4 protein-coding genes are annotated in these 2,952 nt (G+C 33.7%); 1 reads left to right on the top strand and 3 read right to left on the bottom strand.

Annotated elements, in window-relative coordinates; all coding sequences use genetic code 11:
* The coding region (locus MR593_RS11640) for an amidohydrolase (RefSeq protein ID WP_290693053.1) at positions 1 to 698 on the top strand (698 nt) is incomplete at its 5' end.
* 7 nt (positions 699 to 705) lie between these two features.
* Here the strand turns inward: MR593_RS11640 and MR593_RS11635 are convergent.
* From MR593_RS11635 to MR593_RS11625, 3 genes are all read right to left on the bottom strand, one after another.
* Positions 706 to 1,596, bottom strand: a complete 891-nt coding sequence (locus tag MR593_RS11635) for a sensor histidine kinase (protein ID WP_290693051.1) — start codon at positions 1,594 to 1,596, stop codon at positions 706 to 708.
* A 35-nt stretch (positions 1,597 to 1,631) separates the two neighbouring features.
* Positions 1,632 to 2,414 (bottom strand): hypothetical protein, encoded by a 783-nt coding sequence (locus MR593_RS11630; protein ID WP_290693049.1) that lies wholly within the window; start codon positions 2,412 to 2,414, stop codon positions 1,632 to 1,634.
* Positions 2,407 to 2,952, bottom strand: a 546-nt coding sequence (locus MR593_RS11625) for an ATP-binding cassette domain-containing protein (protein WP_290693047.1), incomplete at its 5' end; no start/stop codon positions are given. The genes MR593_RS11630 and MR593_RS11625, both read right to left, overlap by 8 nt.

The following is a 2,952-nucleotide window of genomic DNA, read 5'->3' as shown; positions in this document are numbered from 1 at the left end:
CTATAGCGATTGAAAAGGCTAATAGAGAGGGATTTTCTATACATGTCCATTCAGTAGGAGATAATGCGACTAAGACTATGCTAGATGCTATTGAAGAGGTTGAGGATTCTAATCACAGAAATGCGCTAACACATCTTCAACTAGTTAGAGCAGAGGATATAGATAGATTTAAAAAATTAAATGTAATCGCAAGTGTTCAACCGTACTGGCATATGAAGGGTCCTAATTGGTGGGATGTAGTCGATTACAAATTAGTTGGAAAAAGAGCAGAGGCTGAATACCCACTAAACTCATTTGTAAAAGCCGGAGTAAAAATCGCATCATCATCAGATCACTCTGTAACTCCTATCCCAAATCCGTTCTTTGCGATGCAGGCTGGAGTTACTAGAAATTTATATAATGCCGGTTATTTTGGGGCAGAGCCTGTAAGAGATATGGATGAGCCTCAGTGGCTGTTAAATAAAGATGAGAGAGTGAGTGTAGAGGATATAGTCAGAAGTTTTACAATAAACGGTGCTTATTTGATTTTCAGAGATGACGAGATAGGAAGTATAGAGGTTGGAAAATGTGCAGATTTTATAGTCTTGGATAGGGATATATTTGAGATAAACCCTGTGGATATTGGAGATACGCAGGTACTTATGACCTTTTTTGATGGAGAAGTAGTGTACAAAAAAGAGCACATAGATGAATTTTAATGTGCTCTTATATAAAAAGTGGTACCTCAAAGAAAATAGCTATTTTATTTTTATCTAAGTATGCACCGACATCTCCATTCATCTGCTCGACTAAAAATTCAACTATAGAAAGTCCAAGACCAGTTGATTTAGTTCTAGTGGAGTCGCCGGTGTAAAATCTATGAAATAAGTTATCTACAGTTATGTTGAGGTCTGGATTTACAGGATTTATAAATGTAACTTTAGCTTTGCTTTTAGATTCTATTTTGACATCTATATCTCCTAGGGAGTGTTTAGCACAGTTGTTTAGGAGATTCTCGATGACGCGAGTTAGCATGTTTTTGTCTCCAAGTACGTAAATAGGAGGTGTTTCCTCTATGTTTACGCTTATATTTTTTTCTTCAAAAATTCCTATATAAGACAAAACACAGTCTATCGCCAAATTAGTCAGGTTTATTTTCTCTAAGCTAGGCTCAACCCTTTCTGTGATTAAATAAGAGTATTCAAAAAAATGCTCGATTAAATCGCCCAGCTCGTCGGTGTATTTTTGAGCTGTGTGTAGTTTTTCTAGTTGAGTATTTGATAGAGTTTCTTTTTCAAGGAGCTGTTGATATCCCTTTATCGCAGTCAGCGGTGTTCTTAGATCGTGTGATATATTGGATATTAGCTCCTTGAATTGTTTTTGTTCTCTAATACCTTCAAGTCGTTGTTTTTCCTCTAGCTTTAGACAGAGGTTGATATTTATAGCAAGCTTGTTTATTGTTTTGTTAAAGAGGTCGATAGTAAGGGGTTGTCGAGTGTTTTCGCTCAGTCTTTTGTCGAGCTGTCTGTTTATTGAGCGCAGTTGTTTTTGGATAAACGCAATATATGCGATTAAAATAAAAACTAAAATACATAACATGACAATAGCTACTAACATTTTCTACCACCCCTCTTAATTTGATAAATTCACATTTATTTAATTTCAGCTTTTCTAAAAGATAAATAAGATAAAATCATTATAATAGCCATAAAAATTACACTAGTCAATATAAATTTACCATATACAGATGCACCAGCCTCGAGTGTTAATTTAGAGTAATCAACGCCAAATGGAGTTAGCTTAAAGATATCTGAAAGCTTATCTAGTTTGACTAATTGGGCAATAGTGGTATTTATGATATAGCCTAAGCTCATTACGATTACTGATTTTCTAATTGAAAATGCTATAATTAAACATATACTTATTTGGCTGGCATACACGATTGCAATGCTTATCCATATACATATTATTTTTAATAATACCATAAAACTAAAAGAAATTTCAGCATCGTTTTTCATTATGTTTTGAAATACAGATGGCAAAAATGTCTCAAAGGAATTTCCAGAGCAAATTCCAACTATAGAGACGATTGCATATGGCATTAAGAAGATTAATACTGATATAAAATATGATATAGTTTTGCAAATGACTATAGACACTCTACTGTAGCCACTCGAAATACAGTCGTGCACAGTTTTGTTGTCAAAATCACTACATATAAACATAGCTATAAATACTACACTAGCAAGCGTGATCATCTGAAAATCTGTGACAAAAGAGCCAAATCCAATTATATCGTAGCTTAGATTTCCCTCAGTTAACTGATTTGAAATCACATACATAATAGTAGCTGCGATACAGCATAATATAAATAATACTTTAATAGATGTGGATTTTTTTAATTTATATAAATCAGCTTTGATTAAATTAAACATTTTCACTACCTCCTACCATAGAAACAAAATAATCCTCAAGAGTCTCACCTTCATTAGAAAGATTTGTTATTACAACTCCGTTATCGAATAATGTTTTGCCGACTGTTTCTCTGTCGTCTATATAATCAAAAAGCTTTACAGAGTTGTCTGGCATGACCTTGTAATTAGTTGTGTTTAGTTTTCTTTCTAATACATTTACTAGCTTCGATGTATTAGTTGATTGTAAAAGTAGATAGTGCTTGCAGTGATCGTCTAGCTCTTCTAGAGTAAGTGTTTCTATTATTTCTCCTTTGTTTATAAAAATATAATCAGTTGCCAGTTGGTACATTTCCGGTAAATTATGGCTAGATATTAAAATAGTCATATTTCTTTCGTCGCATAATTTTGTAAGTAGCTTTCTGATTTCGACAACACCTAGAGGGTCAAGTCCGTTTATAGGCTCGTCTAATATCAGAAATTCTGGATTGTTAAGCAGTGTAATTGCAATGCCTAGACGTTGTTTCATGCCTAGGGAGAAGTTTTTTACCTTCTTTTTGCC

The sequence above is a fragment of the Intestinibacter sp. genome (assembly GCF_022780145.1).
GTDB lineage: Bacteria > Bacillota > Clostridia > Peptostreptococcales > Peptostreptococcaceae > Intestinibacter.
Note: the sequence above shows the minus strand (reverse complement) of the source record. Positions and strands in the feature narration are given on the sequence as shown.